This is a genomic window from Giesbergeria anulus, from assembly GCF_900111115.1.
In the GTDB taxonomy this organism is placed as follows: Bacteria; Pseudomonadota; Gammaproteobacteria; order Burkholderiales; family Burkholderiaceae_C; genus Simplicispira; species Simplicispira anulus.
The window spans coordinates 33355-54569 of record NZ_FOGD01000004.1; the positions used below are offsets into that span (position 1 = coordinate 33355).

Here is a 21215-nt window from a genome sequence, read left to right on the forward strand (position 1 = left end):
GATTTACAGCAGATTAGGCAAGAATAAACTCACCTGTGGTAGTGTAACCGTTAGACAAATCAGTAATCACCAAGCCTGTCAATTTAACCAGACCATCATCAGTATTTGCCGTGGTATCTGTGCCAGCAGCAAACACATAAGTATCTGCACCGGAAACAAAAGCAACAGCTTGACCATTCATACCAGTTGCACCCGCTTTAGCACTAGCAGTGGCAGCAGTAATGAAGTCATCTAGAGTCGCATTGGTTTTGGTTGCGATACCAGTTGTTGCAACAGACCAGCCCGTGCCCAATTGAGTACCGGTCGCCAGAGCACTGCTCTCTGCTGTAGCTGTGATTGAAGTGAATTTCAGAATATCAGCAGCGTTAGCACCGTTGATTACATCAGCAGTTGCAGCAGCAATACCACTGTCACCAGCAGCAAACACAAATTTATCATTACCAGCAGTAGCTACTACAGTAATTGTATCAACACCCTTGCCACCCGTAATTGAATCGGCAGCAGTAGTCGTGCTCAAAATAGAGATGCTATCATTCAGCGCACCACCGGTAATTGTACTACCAGTTGTAGTTACTGACGCATTTGTAAGCTTGATATTAAACGAAGCATCAGTCTCTGCAGCGCCACTGAATGTCAGGTCCTCGGTAGAGGCACCACCAGCAACTTCAAATACCAGTGTAGAGCCAGCAGTGATGTCACTGTCAGCAGTTGTCCATGCGACAGCACCAGCAGTAGCGCGAACCGTCACATTTTCAAACGCAATTACTTTACCAGTCAGCGTTGTTGCGCTTGTAGTGGTAAAGTCAAGGGTATCGGTACCATCGCCACCGTTAATCGATGCTGAAGTGCCCACAATGACAGCAGCAGTGGTGAAGGTGGTGCTAGTAGCTAGGTACACAACGTCGTTACCTGCACCGCCAATGATTGTATCGTTGACAGTACCAGCAGCGGTACCACCTGCACTCAAGGTATCTGTACCTGCACCACCGATGATCAAGTCAGTGGATACGCCACCAGTGATAGTATCAGCAGAAGCACCGCCGACAACAGTAGCTGCATTAGCACCAATAGTCACATTCAGCTTTGCGCCGAAATCAGCAGCATTCAAGGTTGTCGCCGCAGTGGCAGTTGCAGAGCCAGTTAAAGTACTGATAGTCGTGTTTTGCGAACCAGTCAAGTTAACAGTATTTGCAATACCTGTCGTAATAGTTGCCACATCTAATGTGGCAATAGAGGCAGGAGTAGACGTAGCGATAGCCAGGTTAATGGTTTCAAACGCATTAATATCTAAAGTACCAGTTTGGTTAGCTGCAACTTTCAAGTTGAAACTATCGTTAGACGAATCAACCGCAAGCGCCCCTACACCCAAAGTGGAAGATGCAATATCCTTGCTCAGGGTTACGTTTGCACCAGAAGACAAGCCTAAGCTTTGAGTGCCAGCCACATTGAGATTGAACGAATCAGCTGCGACTTTTGACAAGTCAGTTGCAGCGGCAGTGGCAGTTAACTCAAGAGTCAAAGTCGCTGTACCGCTCAATGTTTTGGTGACGGTATTGGCGGCAAAATCGGCCAAATTAGCAGTTTTAATGGTCAGGCTTTGGCTACCAGAAACAGCCACAGATTTAACAGTGCTAGCAGCGCTGTATGTCACAGTATTTGCTGAAGAACCACCGCTCACAAATCCGATGGTACCAACAGTAGTTGCCTGACTGACAGTCAATGCTTGACCACCAGTCAGATTCAACGTTGTGCTAGAAGACTCGAGAGTCAAGGTGCTAATACCAGAACCCACGGCGACCTTGGCAGTGGCACCGACGTTTTGCAATTTAGCGCTGGTATTGCCGTCTTGGGTGCTAGACACAGTGATAGTGCCATTGCTGGTGCTGCCAGCATTGAACGTCAGGCCAAAACCCTTAAAGTCCAGATTGACATTCTCGACGTTGGAAATGGTGGGTGCACTTGTCAACGAAGCCGACAAAACCGCATTCAGAGTGTCGCTGTCTGTGGTCGAAGAGTCAGCCAAGACGTCATTGCTGTTCAGAGTACCTGCAGCACCGGTCACAGTGTCGTTACCAGTGGTGAGTCGGGGGACATCTGCTGCTGTTGCAGAGGTCAATGTAAAGGGTTGACCAGTCACGGTACCACCAGCAGCAGCACCGGAACCGGTGGTTACGGTAGCATCAATGGTCGTGGGAGTCACTGCAGCAGCAGCAGCAGAAGGCACCACAGCGCCACCCAGAGTCAGGCCAGTGGCACCGACTTTGGCTTCGACGGAACCATTGGAGAACACCACTTGGGTGCCATTGGTATCATCTTGCAGGGGGATGGTAGCAACCAGAGTGGTACCGCTGAACACCTTCAGTTGGTTACCCGCTTGTTGGAAAGTGTAGGTGCTGGAAGCGCCGGACAGATCGACGCGCTCCACGTTGGCATCAACCACCACACCGGTCACGCCGGTGTTGATAACTACTTTTTCTGTGCCGGTAGAACCGAACACCGAAGCTGCGCCAGACAGAGCGAAATTGTCGCCGGAATCCAAATAAACTTTTGCCATTTTAAAGCTCCTAGGGTTTATGCAGTGCCCATCGGCAGGGTTTTACCCGCCGACAGGATCACATTAATATATCAGACTAAATGAACCAGTTTATGCCAGGGTGCCAGCACCGAAGGCAGCGTTGAAGCTGGTCACGCCAAAGATGGCAGCATCAGTTGCAGCGGGCACGCCGGTCAGGTGAATGACTGTGGTGGTACCGCCAGTAGCGTACTGCACATCCACAATGCCGTCGGTGAAGTCGGCGTTGACGATGGTAGCCAAACCAGCTGTGGGGAACGCCAACTTGTCACCAGCACCAAAGCCAGCAATGTTGTAGGTGTAGTTACCAGCGGCCACGTTGAAGGTGGTGTTGGTAGCAGCGGTTTCGGTCACAGAACCAGCAGCCGTCACAGCCACGGTAGCGGCAGTGCCTGTACCGGGAGTAACGGGGGTAGTGCCAGCCGAACCATTCAAGCCGGTGGGGCCGTTGCTCAGGTTGTAGTTGGCAGCGCTGGAGTTGACAAAGTTAGCAGCGGTCAGAGTGCCCCAAGCGGTATCGCCCAGATCAATCGTACCTTGCAGGGTAGCCACAGCGTTGGTAGCGCCAGCAGCGTCAGCCACGGTGTACACCGAGGCCACGTTGTGGGCGTTAACCGACAAGAACACGTGGTCTTGTGCAGCAGCGTTGTTGGCGTTAAACAGGGCTTCGATCGCGGCCTTTTCGGTCACGGTGGACGAGGTGCCCAAGGTGGTAGCAGCTTGGATAGCGATGGACTTGTCGGTGGTGTAACCGGCAGTCAGGGTGGTGCCCTTGAGCGCGGTAAAGTCGAATGCGTCTGCGCCGTTGCCGGTAGCTGCAAAGTTGACCACAGTGTCGTTGCCGAAGCTGTTGCCAATCACGACGGTGTCGTTGCTGGAGCCAGCAGCGGTGGTGCCGACAGTGGTGCCCAGAACGATGACGTCGTTACCTTCGCCTGGCAGAACCAAGTTGTCGCTGGTGGACAGGCTGGCGTTGCCGGTGATGTTGGCAGTGCCGTCGTTAGCCAAGGCGGTAACGTAGTCACCAAAGCCAGTGAAGGTGGTGTAAGCAGCAGCAATAGCAGCCGACACGCTAGCAGCGGTGGGAGCAGTGATGCCGTAAGCAGCGCCCACAGCGGCCAGTTCCACAGCAGACAGGGCACCCACTTCAGTGGCGGTCAGCGGAGTCAGGGTCACGCCCAGATCGGCAGTGGTAACAGCGCCGTCAATCAGGGACTTGACCACCAAGGAGTTGGCAGGGCCGTCTTCAGCCACCAGCAGCTTGCTCAGAACGGCATCATTGTTGATAGCGCTCTTGATAGCTTGGTTGATTTGCAGGTCGGAGGTCTTGTAACCTGTACCGCCCACCACTACTGTAGTAGAGGGGATACCCTTGAAGCTAACCACCAGCTTGCTGTTGTAGAAGTTGAACGTTTCGTTGCTGTCCGAGCGCAGGTCATTGATGTTGCGGCCAGAAGCGCCGTACAGACCGGCGGCAGGGGCTGCGCCAAAAGCTGTGGTTTGGTCAACGGTGTTAAACACCCACTGGCCCTTGACGTAGGAAGTGGCATTGCCGTTGTAACCGGTAGCACCAGCAGTAGCCACGGTTTGGAAGCCAGTGTTGTCGGTGTACACGGTGTCGTTGCCGGTACCAGCGTCGATCTTGACATCGCCAGCGCCTGGAGTCCAGATGGTGTCGTTGCCAGCGCCACCGGAGACGGTAACGTTGTTGTTCAGATCTTGGTTGTTGTACCAGTTTTGGGTGTTGCCTGCGTTGTTGCGCACGCCACCAACGATGTCGTTGTTGATCAGCTTGACAGTGATGTTGTCGTTGCCGGCACCACCATCGACGTTGAAGGTGAAGTCTTCACGACCAGCCACCACCAAGCTACGGCTGGCAACCACTGCACCGTCCAGATCGACCACGAGCTTGTCGTTGCCAGCACCGGTGGTGTAGTTGAAGTTGGCAATAGCGCCGGTACCAAAGTTGTTGAGACCGCTACCAGCCACGTTGGTTTCAACGGGGTTGGCTTGTGTATCAACCAAGTTCATGTACTTGGCGATGGAGCGGGCTGTGACTTCAGCGGTGAAGGCCAGATCACCTGCAAAGGTGGAGCCGTCAATCAGGCGCACGTCGGAGAAGCCGTAGGCGTTGTGCTGGGTAGCAGAGCCGGGCAGGGCGGTGTCGATACCCAAGCCGTAGCCAGTAGCGGAGCCAGTAGCGGACACAGCGGTAGGAGCGACGTTGTTGTCAACGTTGCTGTTACCCAGTGTGAAGGCTACGTTGCCGTTAACAGTCAGGTCGCCCTTGTTCTGTTCGGTGGAAACGTAGGCAAAGCTGTTGCTGCTGGTGACGCCATTCTTGATGGAAACTTCACGCAGGGTGTTGTTGGTGGAGTTGATGGTTTGCAGCTTGCTGTTGTCGCGCACTTCGATTTCGAAGCGTTCGACACCCATCGAGTGCGAAGTATCGCCCACCGACAGACCACCAATGACCAGATCGCCACCGGTAGAGCCACGGCCCACGTCGTCCAAGATCACCTTGCTGGTGACCAGATCGGTGTTGTTGGCAGTGGAGTTGCTGATAGCAGTGTGCAGACCGGAGCTTGCGGGCACGGGGCCAGTAGCCGACCAGCCGGTGTTAGCGCCTTCAGCCGACACGGTAGCGCCGGTGTTGGTGCTCAACACGATTTGGGTACCAGTGACGGGCTGGCCGCTGATGGTGTCAAAACGGGTGAAGGTGTTGCCCAGCGCCACATTGAAACCAGCCAGCTCAGGCTTGGCGGCTACAGCAGCAGCAATGGCGTCACGCAGTTCTACGTAAGTCGTGGCCGTATTGATGGCTTCGGACTGAACGACGATGTTGGTGGGGGTGGTGGCACCAGGAGCGGTCAGGTTGAAGGCAAAGGCGTTGTAAGGGCTGTCCTTCAGGGGGCCAGTGCCAGCAGCTTGGCTGCGGGTGTCAAGCAGTTCCAGCACCAGGTTAGAGCTGGTGTTGGTTTGTGCGCGCAGCGAGTATTGGTCGAAATAGACACCGAAATCAACATGGCCGGGGTCGGTTTCGACCATGGCGATAGTGATGTCTTTGGTGATTTGGTTGGCGGCAATGCGCACGTCTTCGATGAGAACGTCAGCACGGCTGTTGTTGGACTCCCACTGAGTCACACCCTTCATGCGTTCGGCATCGATTTGCACTTCGCTGGTGGAAGCGGTGTTGTTGTCGGTGCTGTCTTTGCTGATAGCTTGTGCGCGGATAGCCACTTGCTCAACGCCGGTGGTTTCGGGCGTGATGGCAAAGTTTTGCGAAGTACCGATGTCGGCTTGCAGGCGGTCAACACCAGCACCGCTGGCGTCAATCTTGTCGCCAGATTGCAGGGTGTTGCTGTTGTTGATGATAGGAGCAGTGAAGATGTCTGCGCCAGCGGTGCCGGTCAGGTGGTCACGGCCCAGGCCCAGTTCGGTGGTGCTTTCACCGGTGGTGCCGCCGGTGGATTGGATGAAAGAAGCAGCAACTTCTTGGTTCCAAGCGGCAGCTGCGGTGTTGTACACAGCCAAGTTGCCTGTGGCAGTTTCGAGGCTGGACAAAATTTGTGCCAGTTGCAGCACGACGGTGCCACGGTTTTCGAGGCCGACGGAACCGAAGTACTCAGCCAAGGCTGGCACCAGTTCTTGCACGGTAGCGTTGGTGCTGGGCAGCACGCCCATGTTGGTCAGGACCTGAGTAGCCAAGGCAGTATCAGACGAACCATTGAAGCTGGCACCAAATTGGTTGGCGAAAGCAAATTGGCTAGCCTGTGTAGCACCAGCAGCAGTTACTTGGTTTTGGAAGATAGCGTTGGCAGGGGAGGCATCGTTGAACGCACGGTTCAGCGAGGAAACGACGGCTTGGGCGCCGAAAATGGTTTGTGGCATGGTCTTCCTTTACGGAGAGTTTCAATATCAAAGACAAGTTGCTAAAGAGGGCTTGACCACAGCCAAACCCCACCTACGCAAGTTTGCCAAAGCATTATCACACGCGTTGCCGCAAAGCAACACACTTGAACGGTGCCAGTTTGGCTAACTTCAGGCTACTGTAGCGCACACGCCACTGATACGATAGTGACGGGGATCACAGCTTTTGTGTGCAAGAGCCAAACTGTGGTGCCTACGCTACTACCGCAGGCAAGCTGTGGATTACCAGTGGGCACGCACACCAAGGTATAGGCCACGACTGCGCAGGGCAAACAGCGGCAGGCTGGCATTTTGCACCAAGGCATCAGCCCCAGCCAGTAGGCGCAAGCTAGGGCTGATGGTGTATTGGTATTCGGCCCGCAGGCTCAGGCGGGTGATGCTGCGGCGGCGGTTGTGGTCTAGCAGTGCGCTGTAGCCGCTGGCATCGCGGCTGTAGCTGGCTTCGGCATCAAGCAACCAGAACGAGGCCGGGCTGGTGTGGGTGCTGACGCGTGCGCGCAGGTTGTATTGGTCTTGCGCGCCACCGGGGCGGCTGGCGTCGCGGGGGCGGTCTTGGCCAACACGGGCTGTCAGTTGCCACTGGGGTTTGCCAGGGGGCGCGCAGCCCCAATGACCACTGACGCCACTGTATTGACCGGAGAGCACCTCATTGTTGTGCAACTGGCGGTTTTGCCACTCTAACCCTAGGCGCTGGGTGCAGCGTGGCACTGTAGACAAGGTAGAGCGCTCAATGCCAGCCGTTATACCTTGGCTAATATAACGGGTGCCGGTGCGGGCATCTAATGCCGCTAGGGTGGCACTGGCGTAGTAGCCCGGCGCAGGCTGGATATATTCGAGCTGCAGTTCGGCTTGGGTGCTATTGGCAGCGTTCAGGCCGGGGCTGTTGCGTTGCAAAGCGCTGGCATCTACTGCCCAGCGACTGCCATCGGGCTGCAGGCGCGAATGGCTCAGGTGCAAATCAGTACGAACAAAGGTGCCAGAACGCGGGTGGTTGGACTGATCCACCGGCAAAGTGATGGTTTCGGTGGGCAGGGTGAGGGCAAGGCTGCTTAATCGGGGGCTACCGAGCAAATTATTGTCGTAACCCATGCGCACACCGGCACTCATGCGGGTAACTTGGTGCGGTACAACTTGCGCCTCTGTGGCATTGTTAGCCCACTGGCGGCTGGTATGGAGTAGGCCCAAACGCAGTGATGCGGGCAGATCGGGGTGCTGTTGTAGAGCCTGCACCAGATGCAGTGCCGAGGCGATATCACCGCTGCCAGCCAGAGCTATGGCGTAGTCTAGCTGGGTGTTGGGGTTGTCTGGCTCTAGCAGGAGAGCTCGCTCTAGATGTTCAGCAGCTTGGGCGTAGCGCTGTTGCTGGTTGTAGAGTTGGCCTAGGCGGGCAAGATAAGCCGGGTCTTTTTGGCAGTGCTCTAGGTGGCTGCCTAAAGCGTCTGCCTCTAGCACAAGCAACTCTGGGCTGTGGCAGTTAATGGGGGACTGGGCATAGGCAGGCATGAGGGTGGCCGCCAACACCCACCACAACGCGTGGACAATGCCCACCGTTGTGCTAGTGGCTATGCGCTGCTGCATCTAGGGGGTGGGCGTAGATATGGTGGGGCACCCGCATACCATCAAGCAAAAAAGTACCCATGGACTCAAGACCGACGCCGCCCACTTGGGCGGCCAAGCCTTCACCTACCAAAATGGGATGAGACAGGTCTGCCGTCATTTGCACTAGGCGGCTAGCAATGGTAACGGTACGGCCCATGACCATATGGGTACGGCGGCTGGCCAAACCAAAAGAGCCAGCCATAGCAGGGCCAGTTTCGACACCTACACCTAAGCTCAAGGGTTCAAGACCCGCTGGGGCGGGGTCGGGTAGCACGCCTTGTACGGCATGCAAAAGGTCAATGGCGGCATGAAGGGCTTGCAGGGCATGGTGGGTGCGCAGAGCGCTGGCGCTGTGGTGCAGCTCGCCATTCCAGACTGCAATGATAGCGTCTCCTTGAAAAGCCTCAATCACACCACCGTGGGCCTGCACGACATGGGTAGCGGCAGCAAAAAAGGCATGGAGCACGGCGGCGGATTCTTCAGGGGGACGGGCCTCACAGTAGGCAGAAAAGTTGCGGATATCGGCAAACAGCACGCTGACTTGGCGCGTTTGGGCCTCAATGGCACTGGAGGGGCGTTGCAGCGCCAGCGCTGCTGCCACTGGGGCAGGCAGGTAACTCGAAAGATGGGCGTAGAGACGATCGCGGTCTATACGGCTGCGGGCATGTTCTAGCACGCCGATGTAAATGCCAGCCAGCACTGTGAACAGTACTGGAGCCGCCCAGCCCAACCACACCCCAGCCAGTGCATGCAACAGGCCGTGCAACAGCCACAGCAACAAGGCCAGCCCCACGCCGGCCAGCGGCAGCAGGTAGGGGGGCAGGCGTTGCAAGCGGGTGGCTAGGCGTGCTGGCTCTGGGGTAGTTGTGGCATTAGCAGCTGCTGAGGGCACTAAGGCATACAGCAATGCTAGGGCGCACACTGCTGCCAGTGCCTGCAACCACGGTGCAGCGCGGGGCGTGACCGACATACGGCCATCCAACAAGGCGGTGATGGTTTGGGCATGGGCCTGTAGGCCAGAGGCGGCACCGCCAAAAGGAGTGGCAATGGTGTCGTTGAGGCCAAAGGCACTGCTACCTACCAACACCCAAGCACCCGCAACTAACTGGGGCGGAACGCGTCCAGCAATGACATCAGAAGCCGAGAGGCTGATAAAGCTGTCCGGGTGCAAACGCCACGGAATGCGGAAATCACCTCTATCGTTGAGCGGTACCGTGCCCAGCACGGCATTGCCACTGAGCAGCCAAGGAGCTTGGAGCCAATGGCCACGCTCTAGGGTGAGGTGAGTGTCTTGACCAGCCTGCATGAGGGCGGCCAGCGCCAGCGCTGGATAAGCCCGACTGCCCATGCAAATGATGGCGGGCTGGTGGCGCATGACGCCATCGCTGGCGATACGTGGGGTGATATGCCCAGCCATCAGCGGCTGGCCGCTGGCATCAGGCAACACGCTAGGAACACTGGCCAAGTAGCCTTGGGCTTGACCAAAAGGTGCGGGGCAAGTGGGCCAAGACAGTGCCCCGGCCAGCTTGCCTACCGAAGGGGTGCCGCCTTGCTCTAGTGCAAATACTTGGGCCAATACGGGCTGGTGCTGGACGAGCGTGCGGGCGAGGTATGCATCATCGGGGCGGGTATCGGCAAAAACAATATCGAGGATTTGTTGGCGCGCACCCAATCGGGCCAGTTGCTCTAGCAAACGTGCCAAGCTGGAGCGCGGCCACGGCCAAGGCCCCAGTTCAGACAGGCTGCGCTCATCGATATCCACCACCACAAGGCGACGCTCTTGGGTGCGCTCGGCGGTTAAGGCCCAAGCCCAGTCTCCAGTGCGCTCCTCTAGCGCAGACAACCAAGGCCCCACTAGCAGCTGCAAGGCCAGCAAAGTGAGCCCCGCCAGCGCCAGCCCACCTAAAAACACGCCGTGGCGGCGCAACTGCTGCATACAACCCACTTAACGCCCCCAGAGCGTGACACCACGCAACAGGCCGGAGCTGATGGCTTTTTCAAAGGCATAGCCAGCTTCGTGCCCATTGGGGGTGACGGCACCAAACAAACTGGCGTTGCCATTTTCTGCACGCATCACCCCATTGGGCAAAATGGCACCACCAGCGCTGATCTGCTCGACACCAATACTGGGGCTGCTCAAGCTGAGAAGGGTAGAAAAGATGCTGCGGCTGAAATCGACCGTGAGTGCCCCGGCGCGTACGCTAACGTCTTCGGCGGGCCGAAACGCATTACGCCACAGATGGGCGCTGGCGTCGGCTAAACGAAAACTAACGACGGGGTCGGCCAGTGGCTGGGCAGCGGCGATGGCCTCAGTGCCACTGGGACGTTGGTACAACACATAATTGCTATTGCCCACCACTTTTTCCAGCCCAGCCACTAAGGCCTCATTTAAACGGATCGTGAAAGTGTCGCTATCGGGTTGGGCTACCCAGCCATAGCGTACCCAGCTCAAGAGGGTTACTTGGGGGGGCAACACCACCGGGGGTGGCTCAGGGGCTGGCGCGGGTACAACGGGCAACACGGGGCCCGGTGCAGGCCCGGGAGCCGGTGCAGGGGGCGGTGGTGGAGGGGGCGGTGGCGGAGGGGGTGGCGGCGGTGGCGGTGGCGGGACGTACGCAGCCACGGCGGTGCCTAAAGTTTCGTTAGCTAGGCTTTTGGCACTAGTGGTTTCAGGGGAAGCGTTGTCTATGGCATGGGGCGCACGGGCCAGCACTTCTGGTGGTGCTTCAAAGTGGTGCGGGAGTTTGGCCGCATAGCCACTACTGGCCACAAGCATCGGCGCGCTTTGGCTGCGAGCCAGTTCTAGCATTTGGCCTTTCATATCGGCAGTGAGAAGTTTCTCACTGCCGTTCAGGCAGGGGCCAACGCTGGTGCCACACTCGCCCAACAGCGGGGCCAAGGTAATAGCACCGGTATATACCGTGGCAGCGGTGGTATCGGCATGGGAGCGCACCACAAAATCGGTGCCCTTGACACCAATGGCCGCCACAGGGGTGTTGAGGCGAAAGCGCTCGCGGGCGGCCTCGCCCCAAGCGCCGGTGATGGAGCGCACTACGCCCTCATCTAAGCGCAACTTGATGGCCCCCTGCTCAGGTTGGCTGGCCGAGTGGCTGTAGCTGTCAATGTGCAAACGGCTGGCCGGGCGCACGCTCAGGCGGCCACCATCCACAAAGCGCAGTAGCACATGGCCGCCTTCGGGGGTGTCGATACGATCGCCCACACGGATGGCCGCGCCCCGCTCTAGCGGGCGCTGGCTGCCATCGCTGCCCAACACGCTGGCCATGCCAATCACCATCGTGGCCTCACCCACAATGGCTGGCGCTTGTGCCCACACTGGCGCACCTGCCCCAAGGCAACCGGCGGCAAGCACGGCATGTGCGGACCAAAAAAGAGGGTATTGCATGGAAAACGACCTTTCAGCCCCTATTTTTTAGAGACTGGCTTGATTTTCCTGCAAAGACGCTGTAAAGCCGTGTGAGCGCCATCACACACGGAGTACAAAGCCAAGCCAAAAAGTGGTGTGCTTGGGCCATACTGCGTTTTTATACCACCATCCATGCCGGTTTCTCTCCAGCTGTTATCGCAGTTTACCCTGCTCCAGCCCTTGCCCCGCGAGGCGCTGGAGCCTTTGTCTGCGCGCATGAATTTGCGCCAGTTTGCCCGCCGTGGCATGGTCATGAGCAAAGACAGCCCGGTGCAAGAGTTGGGTTTTTTGGTTGATGGCCGCTTGCAGGGGGTGGACTTTACGGTCGATGGCCGCAGCGTAGGCATGTACTTTGTCGATCCGGGGGACTACTTTGGCGAGCTGTCGCTGGTCGATGGGCAGCCACCGTCCGAGTTTGTCGTGGCGGCGGTCAAATCGACCGTGGCCTTTTTGGATGCGGGCGCGGCCCGCGAGCTGATTTTGGGCCACCCAGCCTTGGCCCAAGCAGTGATGGTGCGGCTGGCGCATAGGGTACGCACCGTGATGGCGCAGCGCACGCTGCTGGGGTTGCCCAACCCGTTCCAGCGCCTGTGTGTGTTGATCTTACAATTGCCCCAGCGCATGGTTGATGGTGTGGCCGAGATTGAACAACCACCCACCCACCCACCAAGAGCTGGCCATCATGATTAACGCCAGCCGCGAGACGGTGACCAGGGCATTTCAGTTGCTGTTTTTGCACAAAGTGCTGGTGCGCGAAGGCACGGCACTGCGCCTCACACAACCGGTTTTACTCAAAGATATTGCCGAAGGTCGGGCCGATCCGCCCAAGGCGTGAGCTTGCCCGGTCTGCGGTTTTTTAACATGGTGATTGCTTGAATTTTCTGCTGCTTTCTGTCTGGCCTTGGCACCACCGCAGCCTGATTGCACAACTGGCCGGGCGCGAAGTCCATGCCCGCTACCGCCAGTCGTGGCTGGGCTTGTTGTGGATGGTGCTCACGCCCTTGCTGATGCTGGGCATTTATACCTTGGTGTTTCGGCACATTATGCGGGTGCGCTGGTATGGGCTAGAGGAGAGCAATCTGGCCTTTGCCTTGCGCATTTATGCCGGACTGGCGGTATTTAACTTTTTTGCCGAGTGTGTCAATCGGGCACCGGGCTTAGTGCTAGAGCAGCCGCATCTGGTCAAAAAAGTGGTGTTTCCACTAGAGATCTTGCCTTGGGTCAATGCCACCAGTGCGGCAGCGGGGCTAGGGGTGTCGGGGGTGTTGCTACTGGCTTGTACCGCTGTGCTCAACGGCGGCTTGCCGCTGACAGCGCTGGCGCTGCCGCTGGTGTGGTTGCCCTTGTTGCCGCTGGTGTTGGGGCTGGGCTGGCTGCTCAGTGGTGTCGGCACCTATGTGCGTGATGTGGGCCAATTGCTGGGCATGGCGGTAAGCGCGCTGATGTTTTTGAGTCCCATTTTCTTTCCGGTCGAGGCGCTGCCTGCATCGGTACGCGGCTGGATGCTGCTCAACCCGCTGGCTTGGGTCATGACGGGCACACGCGATGTACTGCTGCAAGGCCAATGGCCTGACTGGCAAGCGCTGGGGTTGCTGTTGGCAGCCTGCACACTGCTGGCGCTGCTGGGGGCTGCTTTTTTCCGCAAAGTGCGAACGGGGTTTGCCGATGTTGTCTGAACGTTTGGCCCCTACGGGCGATTTGGCCATTGAGGCACATAACCTAGGCAAACGGTTTTCACTGTTTAACCACCCCAAAGATCGGCTCAAGCAACTGCTGTGGGGCCGCTACAAGCAATACAGCCGCGATTTCTGGGCGCTGCAAGACGTCAGTTTTGACATCCGGCGCGGTGAGGTGGTCGGGCTGGTGGGGCGCAACGGCGCGGGCAAATCAACGCTGCTGCAAATGGTCTGCGGCACCTTAACCCCCACCACCGGCACTTTGGCCGTGCGCGGGCGGGTGGCGGCGCTGCTAGAGCTGGGTGCAGGTTTTAGCCCCGACTTTAGCGGGCTAGAAAATGTGTATATGAATGCCGCCATTTTGGGCCTGAGCCGTGCGCAAGTGGATGAGCGGCTAGACAGCATTTTGGCTTTTGCCGATATTGGTCAGTTTATCCACCAGCCCGTCAAAACCTATTCCAGCGGTATGTTTGTGCGGCTGGCCTTTGCCGTGGCTACCAGCGTAGAACCCGATATTTTGGTGATTGACGAAGCGCTGTCGGTGGGCGATGGTGCCTTTGCGCGCAAATCTTTTGACCGCATCATGGCGCTCAAAGAAAACGGGGCCACTATTTTGTTTTGCTCGCACGCTATGTACCACGTACAGGCATTGTGCTCGCGGGCACTGTGGCTCGAAGGCGGCAAAATGCGCATGTGGGATGCTGCGGCCAAAGTAACATCGGCCTACGAAACATCGTTGGTCATGGATGCCGCTCCAGCCATTGATGCCCTCCCGCCCACAGCCAGCGTAGACACCACCACCAGCGCCGAAGCAGCCAAACCCGAAGCGGCCTTTGACGCCCAAGCGCAAGCCCAAGGCATGGCTGTGCGCAAAGCCCCTGATGGCACGGCCGTGATTACGGGCATTGAAGCCCGCGCCGATGGTGTAGTGGGGCAAGAATTGGCTATCCATTCAGGCAAAACCGACCTAGAAATCACTATTCAATTTGCCAGTGATCCGACCCTGCCCTGCCCCTCTGTGGCCATTACCATCCTCCATGCCAGTGGTGTGCTGGTAGCCAGTGCAGGCAACGTTAATGACCAAGTGGAATTGACACGGGATGCACAGGGATATGGCAAAGGCGTATTGCAATTACCGCGATTGCCGCTTTTGCAGGGCGATTATTCCGTCGGGGTACTGCTGATTTGTGAGCGTGGCCTGCACGCTTATGAAACCGTAGACCGGGCGATTAAATTGCACGTCATACAAACCGGGTTAGAACAAGGTTTGGTCACACTACCCCATCAGTGGAGTGGCAGCACAGATAACAGGAGCCTGTGTTGAACCCATGTTCTCCTTGGCAGCTAGTGCAGCTCGATGCCGCGCACAGCAGCGAGATTCGTGCCCTGTTTGAACAGGTGTTTGGCCACCCGATGTCCGAGGCGCTGTGGCACTGGAAGTACGCCGATCACCGTGGGCTAGCCACCGGCACCCGCGACCGCAGCGGTCGCCTGTTGGCACACTACGGTGGCACCGCACGTACTCTGTGGGTGCAAGGCCAACCCGTAGCAGCGGTGCAATTGGGCGATGTGATGGTGGCCCCAGATGCACGGGGGTTTTTGTCGCGCAACGGGCCATTTGCCGTAGCGACCCAAGGTTTTTTGCAGCAGCACGTAGGGCCAGACCGGCCCTTTGCATTGGGCTTTGGCTTTCCGGGCACCCGCCATGTGCGCCTAGGGGAAAAACTGGGTCTGTACGCCGCTACCAACGAAGTGCAGGAGTTGCTCTGGCCGCTGCCAACGCGCCCAGCCAAACTCAAGTGGCACCTACGCTGGCAACTGGCACGCATTGATTGGGCTTCAGCGCACACTACCCAAAGGCTAGACCAACTCTGGCAAACGATGCAAAGCCAAACCACCCACTTTGTGATCGGGCAGCGCAATGCGCTCTGGTGGCAGCACCGTTTTGCCAATCACCCAGAAAGCCGGTACTGCTGCTTTTGGCTGCGCCAGCGCTTCAGTGGGCGCATTGTGGGGGCCTTGGCCCTCAAACCCAGTGCAGAGGCAGGCCAAGCTTGGGAGTTGCTGGACTGGATTGCACCGCTGCCACAAACTGCCGCTGTAGTGCAAGCAGCACGGACTATTGCCGCACAGGCCGGTAGCACCCTGCAAGGCTGGTTGAGCAGCCCGGTGGCAGACTTACTACGCCAGCAGCCCACACTAGACCATGCCAGCACACAACACGCCTGCACAGCCTGCGTCACCACCCGCCAACGCGCCCATCTCCCCCTCTTGACCCAATGCCCGTGGTGGCTAACCGGTGGTGATACTGATTTTCGCTGAAGAGCAAAGAGCAATCTGGACGCTATCTATGAAAGTTTTTCCCCGCTGGCTCGTTGTGTGCGTGACTTGGATCGACTATAGCCTGTGCCTGCCGCTGCTGGCCTACCTACCCCGCCGCTGGACACGCCCCCTAGAAACATTGCGCGGCTGGATCAACTGGCGGGCCGATTTTGACTGGCGCACCCTGTCACTGGGCCACGGCTACATCCGCGCTGCCACTGAGCGTGGCATGGCAAGGGTTGTGCAGCAAACAGGCCGACCAGCCAGTGCTACAGAACTGGGCCAACTCACCAGACAACGCTTTATTTGCACCTCCCGCGAAGAACTCGATAGCTGGCGTCTGAAACGCATAGACTACGCACGCCTGCCCCACCACATTGCAGGCCTAGAGCACCTCCTGACCGCCCGCGATCAAGGAGTGGGGGTGATATTAGCCAAAGCCCACTCTGACAGCCTCTACATTGGTTTGGCTTTGCTGGCGCGGGCAGGCCTGACTGTTAATCTTATGGGAACCAAGGTAATCTTTGACCCCCGTGTACCACCTGGGATTAAAAAGCATTATGAGCAAAAGGCAGAGGCGCTTAACTACCTTCTTGCACCGGGCAAACTGGTTTTTATTGAAGACAGTATTTCTTTTTTTGTCAAGGCACTGCGCCGGGGTGAAATTGTAGTGATTGCTTCAGACGGGCCGTCTTCTTCTCCAGACCGCGCTACGCCAGTCAACTTTCTGGGAGAACAGTTGCTGATGTCATCAGGGCTGGAGTTTTTGGCCCATATGACCAATTCACCGATTGCATTTTATGAGTGCCACGAACAGGACCATCAAAATTTTCAGCTTCGTATTTCAAAACCGCTGTACCTCAAAGAGGGGGGATTACAACAGTCTTATTACGAAATGGAACAAAGCCTGAAAGCTAACCCCGGACGGTGGTGGGCAGCCGATCAGTATGCCAACTATATACGGGCCGCGTCAGGCCCTCTTTGATTTTATATGGCTCAATGGCCCTCGTAAAAATGACCACGCCACTCCATTCCATAGCACTGATCGCCATTGGCCCTTCCCCCAATCTACAGGCTTCAGAAGAGTTTCGTAGTGGCTGGGCGCAGCTCCAACGTACTTTACCGCGTGCAGCACACTGGGTTGAAGCCATAGCCTCTGGATCAGAAGCGCTTTACGCTACGGCGATGACCCAGGGGCAACAATTACCACTGGCTGATGATGCCAGAGTACTGCTGCTGGCCCATGCCCATGTGATTCTGACCGCTGGCGCGCTAGCACGGCTGCATCAAGCGCTGGATCACAACGGCCCCCACACCATCATTCATAGTTGCGATTCTGGCCATCCCCCTGAGCCTGCGCCAGACTATTGCACGCTGCGCGGGCTAGAGCGCTACCAACACCAATTGACCGTCAAGCAGCCCTTGACAGCGCCTGCCCCCGACCATCATGTGCCACTGGCAACCCTGACCACCCTAGGCACTCTGCGCCACCAAACCCATCATGGGAAGGTGCAGCACCTCCAAGCCCCGGCAGCATTTGTGCACAGTTTTGCCGATTATCACCAAGGCAGACGCGAAGAAGTGCTGCCACTCATTCCTACCCATGCTGCGCGTGTGCTGGATGTAGGTGGTGGCGAAGGCGGCTTCCTGCAAGCGCTCAAACAAGCACGGGGCTGCGAAACCCACCTTGCAGAGTATTCCAAGCAAGCCTGTGAACTGGCATCGGCGCATGTCGATCATGTCTGGCCCGGAGACTTCTTCACCCAATCTTTTACCGGTTTACCCCACCAAGGCCAGCAGGCGTTTGATTGCATCACCTTTCTGGACGTGCTGGAACACGCTGTCGATCCCAGCGCTTGGCTGGTGCGCGCACGCGCTTTGCTGTCGCCTGAAGGCGTAGTGGTAGCCTCGATTCCCAACGTGGGACATTGGGGTGTGGTGGCCGATCTGCTAGAAGGCCGCTGGGACTACTGCCCCGTGGGCATCCACTGCATTACGCATCTGCGCTTTTTTACCGAACAGGGCGTACAAGAACTGTTCGCCCAAGCGGGCTACACCATTGAACAATGCGAGCGCGTGCAAGTGCCTTGTCCGCCGCAATGGCAACAACACTGGGCGCAAACTCCAGCCTTGCAGGTCAATACTGCCAGCTGGGACACCTATGCTTTTCTGATCCGCGCCCGCCCTGTGGTATCCCACGCCAGCCCCATATCCCCATGAACGATACCTGTGCCATTTTGGTCAATTATTTTGGCGCGGCAGACATTGCCGCAGCCGTAGCCTCAGTACGCGCTGATGAGCCTCATCTGCCCGTGGTGGTGGTAGACAACAGCGATGATGCCGCCGAGCACCGTCGGCTCCAACAATTGCTGCCCGCCGATGTGCGCGTGCTGCGCGCACCGGGCAATATCGGCTTTGGCCGGGGCTGTAATCTGGCGGCGCAAGCCACCCCAGCCCCACACTTGTTGCTGGTCAATCCTGATGTGCGCCTGCTGCCCGGCTGCGTGCATGCTTTGCGCCAAGCCTTAGAGCATGATGCCGCACTGGCCGCTGTAGCACCACGCCAGTTTCTGGATACCGCCTGCCAATGGCAATTGCCCCCGGCTTGGCTACCGACAGCACTGCGCGCTTGGGCCACAGAACGGGCCCAACGCGACACCCATGCCGCCTTGCGTTTGGCCAAGGCCGCCCGCGCAGAAAACCTGCGTTACTGGAGCGCTCACACCCCCATGCCACAACGGGCACTGTCTGGGGGCATCATGATGCTGCGGCGCAGCGCCCTACCAGCCCACGAGCCGATGTTTGATCCGCGCTTTTTCATGTATTTTGAAGATTCGGATCTGTGCCTGCGGCTGCGCCACCAAGGCGCAAAAATGGCCATGGTGCCGCAAGCCCAAGCTATCCATGCTTGGCGTAACCTGCCACACAAAGCCGTATTGATGGCAGAAGGTGCGCGCATCTATTTCGACAAGCACTACCCCAATGACCAGCGCTGGCTGCACAAATCTCGTACCATGGGCAGCCAGCCCGTACTGCGTACCGTGCCATCATGGCAGCCTGGTGGTCATGCCTTGCCAGTGCCACCCGCTTGGCAAACTGGCTGGGTGCTGGAACTGAGCCCCAGCCCCCTGCTCCAACCCGCCATCGGCATGACAGGTACCGGCGCTTGTGCAGTGGTGGCAGCCGAAGTGTTGGCGTGCTTTGAAGGTGCGCCCGTGTACGGACGCCTCGGTAGCATGGACACTCCAGCCAGCGCCTGCCAACTTTTTTGCTGGCCTGCCAGCGCCACACCATAGTCTTTTATGTCAAGGTATCTCTCTTGAACTCTACGTCCAGACTTCTACTGTCTGTCTCTCTGGCCTGTGTGGCCACGGGTGTGCAGGCCCAAATGGGTGCCACCACACGCTCGCCCACACAGACGGCCAATCCAGCAGCAACCCCAGCGGCAGTAGCACCGCCGCCGTTGGTAGCCCCCTCACTCCAAGCCAGCAACCCATTTGATCCCCAGCGCAAAGTCTGGCCCGACCGGGTGCCACTACCGCCGCCACCACCGCCGCCACCACCGCCCACCCCCATCACAGACCAAGACCTGCAAGTCTATGGCGTGGTGATTGCTGGCCCGGTCAAGCGAGCCACGGTCAAAGTGGGTAGGCGTTTTGCCCAGTTGGCCCCTGAAGGCCGACCGTTTGCCAACCTGAGTGAAGGCCAACCAGTGGGCGAGTTCACCCTCAGCAAGATCGAACCTACCCATTTGGTACTCCAAGCCCGTGGTGGACAACAACTGGTGTATTTCACCAAAAAAACCGATCGCAACGCTGGCGCCTCTCCACCGGTGGCAGCCGCCGCCCCCGTGCAGGGGGCCAGTGCCGCAGACGCTACCGCCAGCCCCACGGGTACAGCCCCAGCCAGTACCGTAGCCAGCGCAGATAACGCTCCACCAGCAGCCACCACCCATCCAAGCCCTGGTAATGCGGCAGCAGGCAGCATCGCTGTCAATAACCACAGCGGTGCAGGCAACACCACAGCAGCGACTGCAGCCAACAACACCGCAGGGACAGAGGTGAACGTCGCTAACAGTTTGGCGGCAGCCTTGGCTGCAGTCAAAATTAATCCGGGGCAACGAACTAACGTGCCGTTTGTTAATCCGTTTAGCAACCTAGCACGTTAGGTTAGCATCGGGTGACGCTACGCTCACCTGCACTACAAACTGCACAACCCAAAGAAAAATGCCCCTGTGACAAAATCGCAAGGGGCATTTTTTGACGGTCAGAAACCTAAGGCAGGAAAGCAGGAATCATAATAAATTGAGCCTACCCCACTTTCCTATCAATCTTTTTTCCAAACAACACCCATGTTTTTAAAACCACCTTCGGCATCCATGTAGCCAAAATGAATCTCAACATTAAATTCTGTAAGAAGCGATTTAGGCAAATTGATAGGACTGACCAAAGCTGTTTCAGTTTTAGGTGTTTGATTTGTCTTGTAAGCAACCAACGATGGATTAGGTAATATCATCTGCTCCCATGCGTTTGGTGTCAAGAAAAACCATTGATCTTGGGTAAAGAAAAAACCATCAGTAGGAATTCGAGCTGCAAGCCAAAAGCTGGTCTTGGTTTTGCCCACAATGTCAGCTGCGGGGCGTACCAATTTAAAATTGAGGACTAAGTTTCCGCTTAAATCCACACTGGGCAAATTATCTTTTATCTGAACAACATCAGCATTCGCAGGCTGCAGCGTCAAAGAAGCCGTTTTACCACCACAATTTATAGTGGCTTTTGTATTAACAGCAGTAACGGCTGTAGGAATAATACTAAACTGTGCTTGTGTGGCAGATGCCGCTCCTGCTGTCAATAAATTAGTCGGTGTGGCAGTGCAAGTTGGGAGTGTAGCTCCTGCTGGTTCGGGCTTAACCGTCACAGTCGTGTTGGCTGCATTGGTTGTACCATTCCAAGTGGTAGGAGACAGAGTAATGCCTGTGAGGGCTGGTGCTGTAGTACCGGTACTGCCAGCACAGGTATGGGTAGCATTTTCATCAGGGTTACCTTGGGCATCCCATTGGGCATGGGCATACCAACTACGATAGCAAACCTCGTCTACGACCATCCGAGTTTGCAATGTTTTTACCATTCCCCCAGGGACTGACAGCACATGCAGGTAAACATACCCACCATTATTAACTCGGAAAGTATCAAATTGATAAGGCTCTGAAATTCCTAAATTACCACTTCCCTCAGGAGAATAAAATGGCAACTCTTCTCCTGCTACTAATCTTTCTAACGTATTTGCCGTATTGCGAATCATTGTTGCTGCTGTAACATCAGCAGCCGTGCTGGTAGGAACAGCACCAAATCGACCGGCAGCTTTAGCCTCTTGTGGACTTAAGTAGGTTAAAAAACTGACAGTAAAACGCTTAGTTCCGGGAGGAACGAAAAACTTTACTCTTTCAAGTGAGAGATCAGTATGAGATGTCGTTAATAAGGCATCCCCACCTTCATAAACAACTTTTGTATCTGGATTATAGGTCTCTTTATAATCAGAATAACCTTGCTTTACCAATGGTGAATAATCGCCTTTTTGTTGTGCAACAGCTGGGGTAGCAACCATGAACCCAAAAAGCAATGGAAGAATATAAAAAGCGTTGCGGATATTTTTTTTCATTTTGAAAATCAATTTTCAAACCATCAAAAAAAGC

At 56.8% G+C, this 21215-nt stretch carries 15 protein-coding genes; 9 read left to right on the forward strand and 6 right to left on the reverse strand.

Annotated features, from left to right (window positions below):
- Positions 1 to 13 precede the first annotated feature (13 nt).
- From BMX55_RS08360 to BMX55_RS08380, 5 genes are all read right to left on the reverse strand, one after another.
- Positions 14 to 2554, reverse strand: a complete 2541-nt coding sequence (locus BMX55_RS08360) for a beta strand repeat-containing protein (RefSeq protein ID WP_091455844.1) — start codon at positions 2552 to 2554, stop codon at positions 14 to 16.
- A gap of 90 nt (positions 2555 to 2644) precedes the next feature.
- Positions 2645 to 6463 (reverse strand): beta strand repeat-containing protein, encoded by a 3819-nt coding sequence (locus BMX55_RS08365; protein WP_091455847.1) that lies wholly within the window; start codon positions 6461 to 6463, stop codon positions 2645 to 2647.
- A 261-nt stretch (positions 6464 to 6724) separates the two neighbouring features.
- Positions 6725 to 8080: a tetratricopeptide repeat protein gene (locus tag BMX55_RS08370; protein ID WP_091455850.1), complete on the reverse strand. Its 1356-nt coding sequence runs from the start codon at positions 8078 to 8080 to the stop codon at positions 6725 to 6727.
- A complete protein-coding gene (locus tag BMX55_RS08375) occupies positions 8058 to 10037 on the reverse strand; it encodes a CHASE2 domain-containing protein (RefSeq protein ID WP_143059604.1) in 1980 nt (659 codons plus the stop codon). The genes BMX55_RS08370 and BMX55_RS08375 overlap by 23 nt, the downstream gene beginning before the upstream one ends.
- Before the next feature lie 9 nt (positions 10038 to 10046).
- Complete coding sequence (locus tag BMX55_RS08380) at positions 10047 to 11504, reverse strand: FecR family protein (RefSeq protein ID WP_091455856.1); 1458 nt, start codon at positions 11502 to 11504, stop codon at positions 10047 to 10049.
- A gap of 153 nt (positions 11505 to 11657) precedes the next feature.
- Between BMX55_RS08380 and BMX55_RS08385 the strand changes: the two genes are divergently transcribed.
- The 9 genes from BMX55_RS08385 to BMX55_RS08425 are packed head-to-tail and all read left to right on the forward strand — an operon-like array spanning position 11658 to position 19691.
- Positions 11658 to 12215 carry a Crp/Fnr family transcriptional regulator gene (locus BMX55_RS08385; RefSeq protein ID WP_091455859.1) on the forward strand — a complete coding sequence of 186 codons (558 nt, stop codon included), beginning with the start codon at positions 11658 to 11660 and terminating at the stop codon, positions 12213 to 12215.
- Positions 12208 to 12360 (forward strand): hypothetical protein, encoded by a 153-nt coding sequence (locus BMX55_RS08390; RefSeq protein WP_177172858.1) that lies wholly within the window; start codon positions 12208 to 12210, stop codon positions 12358 to 12360. The genes BMX55_RS08385 and BMX55_RS08390 overlap by 8 nt, the downstream gene beginning before the upstream one ends.
- Before the next feature lie 37 nt (positions 12361 to 12397).
- Positions 12398 to 13201 (forward strand): ABC transporter permease, encoded by an 804-nt coding sequence (locus tag BMX55_RS08395; protein ID WP_218144471.1) that lies wholly within the window; start codon positions 12398 to 12400, stop codon positions 13199 to 13201.
- Positions 13191 to 14525 carry an ABC transporter ATP-binding protein gene (locus tag BMX55_RS08400; protein ID WP_091455865.1) on the forward strand — a complete coding sequence of 445 codons (1335 nt, stop codon included), beginning with the start codon at positions 13191 to 13193 and terminating at the stop codon, positions 14523 to 14525. Before BMX55_RS08395 ends, BMX55_RS08400 begins: the two co-directional genes overlap by 11 nt.
- On the forward strand, positions 14522 to 15523 hold the full coding sequence (locus BMX55_RS08405; RefSeq protein WP_177172859.1) for a GNAT family N-acetyltransferase: 1002 nt from the start codon (positions 14522 to 14524) through the stop codon (positions 15521 to 15523). Before BMX55_RS08400 ends, BMX55_RS08405 begins: the two co-directional genes overlap by 4 nt.
- Positions 15524 to 15551: 28 nt before the next feature.
- Positions 15552 to 16508: an LpxL/LpxP family acyltransferase gene (locus BMX55_RS08410; RefSeq protein WP_091455871.1), complete on the forward strand. Its 957-nt coding sequence runs from the start codon at positions 15552 to 15554 to the stop codon at positions 16506 to 16508.
- A 29-nt stretch (positions 16509 to 16537) separates the two neighbouring features.
- Positions 16538 to 17743, forward strand: coding sequence for a class I SAM-dependent methyltransferase (locus BMX55_RS08415; protein WP_218144472.1), 1206 nt, complete (start codon positions 16538 to 16540; stop codon positions 17741 to 17743).
- Positions 17740 to 18819 (forward strand): glycosyltransferase, encoded by a 1080-nt coding sequence (locus BMX55_RS08420; RefSeq protein WP_177172860.1) that lies wholly within the window; start codon positions 17740 to 17742, stop codon positions 18817 to 18819. The genes BMX55_RS08415 and BMX55_RS08420 overlap by 4 nt, the downstream gene beginning before the upstream one ends.
- A gap of 23 nt (positions 18820 to 18842) precedes the next feature.
- A complete protein-coding gene (locus BMX55_RS08425; protein ID WP_177172861.1) occupies positions 18843 to 19691 on the forward strand; it encodes a hypothetical protein in 849 nt (282 codons plus the stop codon).
- A 158-nt stretch (positions 19692 to 19849) separates the two neighbouring features.
- On the opposite strand, the gene BMX55_RS16125 is transcribed toward BMX55_RS08425, so the two are convergent.
- The gene (locus BMX55_RS16125; protein ID WP_143059606.1) at positions 19850 to 21181 is read right to left on the reverse strand and encodes a hypothetical protein; all 1332 of its coding nucleotides are present in this window, start codon (positions 21179 to 21181) and stop codon (positions 19850 to 19852) included.
- Between the last annotated feature and the right edge of the window lie 34 nt (positions 21182 to 21215).

What these genes read in the sequence shown, in the direction of transcription:
- BMX55_RS08365 (WP_091455847.1), bottom strand. Translation starts at nt 6,463, where the DNA reads ATGCCACAAACCATTTTCGGCGCCCAAGCCGTCGTTTCCTCGCTGAAC.
- BMX55_RS08380 (WP_091455856.1), bottom strand. Translation starts at nt 11,504, where the DNA reads ATGCAATACCCTCTTTTTTGGTCCGCACATGCCGTGCTTGCCGCCGGT.
- BMX55_RS16125 (WP_143059606.1), bottom strand. Translation starts at nt 21,181, where the DNA reads ATGAAAAAAAATATCCGCAACGCTTTTTATATTCTTCCATTGCTTTTT.
- BMX55_RS08370 (WP_091455850.1), bottom strand. Translation starts at nt 8,080, where the DNA reads ATGCAGCAGCGCATAGCCACTAGCACAACGGTGGGCATTGTCCACGCG.
- BMX55_RS08385 (WP_091455859.1), top strand. Translation starts at nt 11,658, where the DNA reads ATGCCGGTTTCTCTCCAGCTGTTATCGCAGTTTACCCTGCTCCAGCCC.
- BMX55_RS08360 (WP_091455844.1), bottom strand. Translation starts at nt 2,554, where the DNA reads ATGGCAAAAGTTTATTTGGATTCCGGCGACAATTTCGCTCTGTCTGGC.
- BMX55_RS08375 (WP_143059604.1), bottom strand. Translation starts at nt 10,037, where the DNA reads ATGCAGCAGTTGCGCCGCCACGGCGTGTTTTTAGGTGGGCTGGCGCTG.
- BMX55_RS08390 (WP_177172858.1), top strand. Translation starts at nt 12,208, where the DNA reads ATGATTAACGCCAGCCGCGAGACGGTGACCAGGGCATTTCAGTTGCTG.
- BMX55_RS08410 (WP_091455871.1), top strand. Translation starts at nt 15,552, where the DNA reads ATGAAAGTTTTTCCCCGCTGGCTCGTTGTGTGCGTGACTTGGATCGAC.
- BMX55_RS08400 (WP_091455865.1), top strand. Translation starts at nt 13,191, where the DNA reads ATGTTGTCTGAACGTTTGGCCCCTACGGGCGATTTGGCCATTGAGGCA.
- BMX55_RS08420 (WP_177172860.1), top strand. Translation starts at nt 17,740, where the DNA reads ATGAACGATACCTGTGCCATTTTGGTCAATTATTTTGGCGCGGCAGAC.
- BMX55_RS08415 (WP_218144472.1), top strand. Translation starts at nt 16,538, where the DNA reads ATGACCACGCCACTCCATTCCATAGCACTGATCGCCATTGGCCCTTCC.